General features: G+C 62.3%; 7 protein-coding genes. 6 read left to right on the top strand and 1 reads right to left on the bottom strand.

What is annotated here, in order from left to right; all coding sequences use genetic code 11:
- The coding region (locus RGD00_RS22980) for a hypothetical protein (protein WP_310459561.1) at positions 1 to 558 on the bottom strand (558 nt) is incomplete at its 3' end.
- 472 nt (positions 559 to 1,030) lie between these two features.
- On the opposite strand from RGD00_RS22980, the gene RGD00_RS22975 reads away from it, so the two are divergent.
- From RGD00_RS22975 to RGD00_RS22950, 6 genes are all read left to right on the top strand, one after another.
- Positions 1,031 to 1,219 carry a hypothetical protein gene (locus RGD00_RS22975; protein WP_114350963.1) on the top strand — a complete coding sequence of 63 codons (189 nt, stop codon included), beginning with the start codon at positions 1,031 to 1,033 and terminating at the stop codon, positions 1,217 to 1,219.
- Positions 1,220 to 1,230: 11 nt separating this feature from the next.
- Entirely contained in the window at positions 1,231 to 2,205 is a 975-nt protein-coding gene (locus RGD00_RS22970) for a hypothetical protein (protein WP_310459560.1), read from the top strand.
- A gap of 14 nt (positions 2,206 to 2,219) precedes the next feature.
- The gene (locus RGD00_RS22965; protein ID WP_310459559.1) at positions 2,220 to 3,665 is read left to right on the top strand and encodes a 3'-5' exonuclease; all 1,446 of its coding nucleotides are present in this window, start codon (positions 2,220 to 2,222) and stop codon (positions 3,663 to 3,665) included.
- On the top strand, positions 3,662 to 3,817 hold the full coding sequence (locus tag RGD00_RS22960) for a hypothetical protein (protein WP_310459558.1): 156 nt from the start codon (positions 3,662 to 3,664) through the stop codon (positions 3,815 to 3,817). Before RGD00_RS22965 ends, RGD00_RS22960 begins: the two co-directional genes overlap by 4 nt.
- Before the next feature lie 80 nt (positions 3,818 to 3,897).
- Complete coding sequence (locus RGD00_RS22955) at positions 3,898 to 4,605, top strand: hypothetical protein (RefSeq protein WP_310459557.1); 708 nt, start codon at positions 3,898 to 3,900, stop codon at positions 4,603 to 4,605.
- On the top strand, positions 4,602 to 5,114 hold the full coding sequence (locus RGD00_RS22950; protein ID WP_310459556.1) for a hypothetical protein: 513 nt from the start codon (positions 4,602 to 4,604) through the stop codon (positions 5,112 to 5,114). Before RGD00_RS22955 ends, RGD00_RS22950 begins: the two co-directional genes overlap by 4 nt.
- Positions 5,115 to 5,142: the final 28 nt, after the last annotated feature.

Here is a 5,142-nt window from a genome sequence, read left to right as displayed (position 1 = left end):
CCTGCGCCGGACGCTGCGGCTGTCGGGGATCTTCCGGCCATCCGACTGATCGGCGAACCAGTCCTGCATCTCGGCGACCAGCTCTGCCTGCGTCGCGGGAAGGCCCTGCTCGTGGATGCGATGGATCAGGGCGACCATCATGCCTTCCCAATCATAGGGCGTCGTTACGCCGGGGCCGCTCGTCACTCGGCGGACCATCTCGTTCTCTTCCTCGAAGGCATGGACCTCCTCGGCCAGGATCAGCATGTCGGCCACGGCGACGGGAATGCCCCCCGCAGGATCGGTGATCAGCAGCCAGTCCTGGCGCCCCATGGGCTGGATGCGGCGCATGACGCCTTCGGTCGGTCCCGTCCCGCATCGACGAAACAGGGGCAGCAGTTCCATCGGGGACAGCACCACCTTGCCCGCTACGACCTCGTCGCCGCAGCGGACGGCAGGGATGCCAGTTAGGATTCGGAACCGGCCTGCATCAGCCCATCCGGCGACATCGGCGATGTTGCAGCCCCAGCGGGCGGTGACTTCGTGAACGGTGAAATAGACGCGTGGCGGCAAGCCCATGATCAATACATCCTCCTACTGACAGAGGATCGGCTTTGCTCAAACCTCCTGCAGCCCGCGTCGTGAAGGCGCGGGGGAAAACATGATCGGTGACAACGTCGTTAGGGGCGCCAAAGCGCCTCGACCCTGCCAGAATGCCGTTCCGATAGACCTGTTATGCTTTTGGTTGAGGGCTGCTCTCCTCAAGGGTGCACCGTGCCGCGGGCTTCGATTCGGAGCAAGGGGGTGGTCCGAATGAAGCTGTGGATAAGGCTGGCAGGTGCGTGAAACCGCGCATCACCGCTTTCTGCCGCTTGGCGCGGCAAGGCTTTGTGCATGAAAATGCGTGGAAAAACAGTTCGCCAGAGGCATCGCTTGGGCTCCATCGCGTTGTCGAGGCAAAATGTGTGAAGCGTGAAATAACGTGGTTGACGAAGGTGCGGAACGGCGAATATATATGAGACAACAAATATGATTTCACGGAGATTGCCTCATGCGCAAGGTCGTCAGAGAGTATCAGCAGCTGTGTCGTGCTGAAGGTGTTGACTTGCTCGGCATCGAGCCGCGCGGTCGTCACTACGCTCTTCATTTCGAGAGAGGGTTCCTAATCGCGGCATCTACGCCCTCCGATCACCGTGCGCGCCACAACCTCCGCGCCATGATCCGCCGCCTGCACGCTTGAAGGACAAGACCATGAACATGCCCGCCCTGACCCCCGAAACCATGACGGCCGAGCAGCGCCGCGAGACCTGGTTCCACCGCGAACTGGCCGGATACTTCAGCGCCGATAACATCGACTACCGGCAGAACTGGGACTACGGACCCGAACTTCTCGAGCTTCTCGCCTCCCGTTTCCGCGTGATTGAGATGATCCTCGGCGCAGAGGACGTCGCGCCGCATCTTTTCGCCATGCTGCATGGTCCCGATGTCGAGGGTGAGACCTGGCGCGAGGCGTTCGAGACTTATGACCCGGTTCTGACGCCGCACTGGACGGGCACGAAGCTGATCGACAACGCGGGCATCTACGGCCTCTACGGTGTGCTTCCCGCCGAAATCCCGTTCGATGCCCGCAAGCCTTGGGTTGAAACGCTGGCTCAGCAGCTTGACCAGTTTCGGCAGGCTGCGAACCCGGAACCGCAGGGCGTGATTGCCCGGATCATCAATCTCGCCCTCTCGCGCCATGCCATCGATACCGGCGCAGGCGAGGTCGACCTGCAGTCGCTCGCCCTGTTCGGCGGCGTCACGGAAGGCCGGATCCGGAACATCCTGTCCAGCGGCGATGGCGGTCTGGAAAAGGTCGGCCAGCGGGTGACGGCCGTCAGCGCAGCCGCGTGGCTGAAGGGGCGGAAGGAATTCTTTGCCTCTATCTGGCAGCAGCCCGATGAGGTGGTGCCCGAGGCGCCGAGCCCGGATTTCTCGGACGAGGTGGTTTTCGTCCCCGTCGCCGCTGACGGCAGCTATTTCCACCCGGGCGTCGCACGGGGTGGCGTGTTCAGGGTCGGCGCGAAGGACGAAGACCGCCCTTATGACAACTTCGACGAGGCTCTTGCTGCCTTGCAGAAGATGGCCACGCCGCGCTGGCGCCGTCCGAACGAAGCGGGCAACTGGGGCATTGTGTCGGGGCGCGACTGGAAGCGCATCGAACGCCGCCAGTTGATGTCGATGTGATCCGGAGTTTGATGATGACGCGTTTCTCTGCCGAAGACCTTCTGTCCGCCCTTCTCGAAGCGGCGCCCCGCCCGACCGTTCAGGCGCCGCGCGATGCACGCGGCCTTTACGGCCTCGTCGATCACCATGGTGATTTGCGTTACATCGGCTCGACCAGCTCCACCGATCAGACCTTCTACGAGCGGATCCACCGGCGCCATCGGACCGGATCGGAAGGCATGAGCCATTACTTTTCTGCCATGTACAACACCGGGCGGATGTGGCGCGACCGGACGGATGCTTTGACCAAGGCCGATGGTGACATCGCCAAGGCGCTGCGCAACGAATTCGTCGTCGATCACTGCCGCGCTGTCTGGATTCCGTTGCCCGACACCGCCGACATCGCGCGGCTGGAGGCCGAGGTGCTCTCCCTCGCGCCCGATCCTGCCATCGCCTGGAACCGGCGCCGGATGCAGGCCTATGACGAACCGGTCGATTTGGTCGAAGCCACGCTGCGCCGCCTTGGCTGGGGCGCCCGCGAAAAGGCGGCTATCGAAAGGCAGCGCCTGCGCTTCCTTTCCGCGATGGTTGCTCCTGTAGCGGCGCCAGCGCCGAAGCCCGCGGCCACGCGGCAGACGCGCGTCACGCCCTTTCCCAAGGGCCCGTTCCGCTTCTTTGCTCTGGACGTCGAAACGGCGAACAACGACCGCGGCAGCATCTGCCAGATCGGTGTTGCCTGTGTGCGCCCCGACAATTCCATCGAGACCTGGGTGACTTACGTTGACCCGCAGGTGGAGCGCTGGGTGTTTACCTACCTTCACGGGATCAGTGCCCGCACGGTGCAGGGCGCCCCGACGTTTGCCGAGGTGCTGCCGGTCCTGCGGGATGCGCTGAACGGGGCGACGGTCTATCAGCATTCTGGCTTTGATCGCAGCGCCGTCGCCGCTGCCTGTGGCAACTGCGACCTGCCCGTCCCGGAGTGGGACTGGCGCGACAGCGTCCACGTCGCCCGCGCCGCCTGGCCGGAGTTGCGGGGCAACGGCGGCCATGGCCTCGCAAGCCTCAAGCAGCACCTTGGCCTCGTGTTCGAGCATCATGACGCAGGCGAGGATGCCCGCGCAGCGGCGGAAGTGGTCCTGCGTGCCGAGGGCGTTCAGCCCGTTCGCATGCAGCCTTCGGTTCCGACGAGCCAGATTGTGATTGTGGACGACGAGGATTTCGACCTGATCGAGGACGACCACAACACCGTGATGGTTGTCCACGAGCCCGCGGCCGCATCGATGCCGTCAGACCCGAACCCGCGCCAGCATGCCGGGCGCCACATCGGCACGACCGAAATCAAGCAGGGCAACATCAACCACAGCCATATCTCAGGGGGTTCTTCGAGAAGTTCCCGGCAGATGCGATCGGCGGATCAAACCGTGCCTCGGCCGCCCAGCGCGAAATTGCTGTGGACTGGGGTGGAGCGGCCGTTGTCATGACAGACCTCGATGGCGAGAAGAAGTTCTTCCGCAAGCGTGGCTGGATCCGGGAGTTCTTCGAACGGCATGGCGTTCGCGCCGGGGACATGGTGACGGTCGAGGAAGTGGCACCCTACAGTTATCGTGTGGCGCTCCAGCGGCGTTTTTCTTAGGAATGGATTGCAGGCCGTCGGATCCCAACCCACTACAGAATCCGACGGCTTCTTCAGGGCGATCAGGTGAATGATAAGCAATGGCCGAGCGTGAAGAGATATCCGGATCTGCTGGTACTGTCGGCCACGAAGGGGGCGGGCGGAAATCGGTTCGGGACAATGTTGACCCATTGCGACAGGCAGCTGCTATCGACTGGTGGCAGGAGCAACGCTGGTCTGCTCGTGAATTCTGCCAGTGCAGGGATGCTGAACTGCGAGAATTGGCGCGGACGCGCATAGACGCTCTGCCCCTGCAGGAACTGATTTGGGAAACATCCTCGCAAAGAAAGGCACTTGAGCTTGAAATCCTCGCGGGAATTCAACAGGCCGAAGTGCACCTTGCAAGCGAGTTGGAACATGTCCTTACGGCGAACCCGTCCGGCAACGATGACCTGACCGGGTATTCCGGCTGGAGCGGAAGGGATCTCAGCAAACTGGCCCTTGGCGGCAGCGGCACAGCCGCTGTGGCGACAGTTGCGGCACGTGCGTCCCCAGGACTCCTTGGGATGCTTGGTCTTGGAGCCGCCTCGGCTGTCGCGGCCCCATTGGCTGTTACTGTGGGTGCTGCCGTATTCGCCTGGTCAGCTGCCTCAGTGGTAGGTGGAAAGCGGCAGGCCTATCTACAGTTGGTTCAGAATGCGGTGACGCGGTTGCTTGTCGCAACCGATAGCGAGGAAGGGTCTGTCCTTAGCCGCCATCTGCGTCGCCTTGATGAAGCATACAAGCAGCGTATCGAGAACGCATCATGACCTATTCGTTTGTCGTCCCGCCAGAACTGCAAGCAATGTGGGAGGCGGGAAAGCTGATCCGCCGAGGAGCGCTGCTGATCAATGCGAACGGTGGTGGCATTGTGGCCCATCTGCAGGAAACGGGCGCGTTCTCAGTCATTCAGCCGCTGGGCTCGGTTCTCTCGTCTTTGACGGGTGTAACCTCGGCAGGTTCTTTGGTCACAGGCGCTATCAGCGTCGTCCAGAATGAACAGATCAAGCGTCGTATCGATGTGATGCAGTCGATGCTGGGTGCCATGCAGGGTTTGCAGGTGGCAACTCTGGCAGGGTCGATCGCGAGCCTCGGCGTCAGTGCCGCTGGAACGGCGATAGTCTGTCAGCGGCTAGAGAAGCTGCGCCGCGACGTGCAGTCCACACATGACAGCGTCCTCGCCTTCCGGAACGAATGGCGCGCATATGAACTTCAACAGCTGCTCGAAAGGAGAGTGTCCTGTCTTCTGTGTATCGCTGAACCGGTCCATGCTTCCTGAAGGGAGCACTGACGATGACAATTTCCAA

It is taken from the genome of Ruixingdingia sedimenti, assembly GCF_031432425.1.
Taxonomy (GTDB): domain Bacteria; phylum Pseudomonadota; class Alphaproteobacteria; order Rhodobacterales; family Rhodobacteraceae; genus Ruixingdingia; species Ruixingdingia sedimenti.
The sequence above is the reverse complement of the archived record's forward strand: the minus strand, read 5'-3'. Positions and strand labels throughout refer to the sequence as shown.